We start from the raw sequence: 447 nt of genomic DNA on the forward strand, positions 1-447 counted from the left end.
TGCTTGGCAACGTTCTACTCTCCCAGAACCCTGCGGTTCAAGTACCATCGACGCTGGAGGGCTTAACGGTCGTGTTCGAGATGGGAACGCGTGGGTCCCCTCCGCCATCATCACCAAACAGTCAAAGCGTGGTTTGCGCCTTGAAAACTAGATACGAAACTTGYGTAAAGTTGAAATTTAGGTGGATTACTTTGGGCCCCAATCAAGTATTCGGAATTCGCTACAAAGCTTAYCTTCACTTGGTTGGGAATWGGTTAAGCCCTCGACCGATTAGTATTCGTCAGCTRCATRCRTTGCYGCACTTCCACCTCGAACCTATCAACCTCGTCGTCTACAAGGGGTCTTACATACTGGGAAATCTCATCTTGAGGGGGGCTTCGCGCTTAGATGCTTTCAGCGCTTATCCCCTCCGTACATAGCTACCCAGCTATGCCTCTGGCGAGACAA

The 447-nt window shown here is 50.5% G+C and carries 2 rRNA genes; both read right to left on the reverse strand.

Features of this window, described 5'->3' with window-relative positions:
* Window position 1: 1 nt before the first annotated feature.
* Window positions 2–118, reverse strand: a 5S ribosomal RNA gene (gene rrf / locus AC1DUA_RS40645).
* A gap of 132 nt (window positions 119–250) precedes the next feature.
* Window positions 251–447, reverse strand: a 23S ribosomal RNA gene (locus AC1DUA_RS40650); the annotation flags it as partial.

It is taken from the genome of Paenibacillus sp. 01T422, assembly GCF_056398785.1.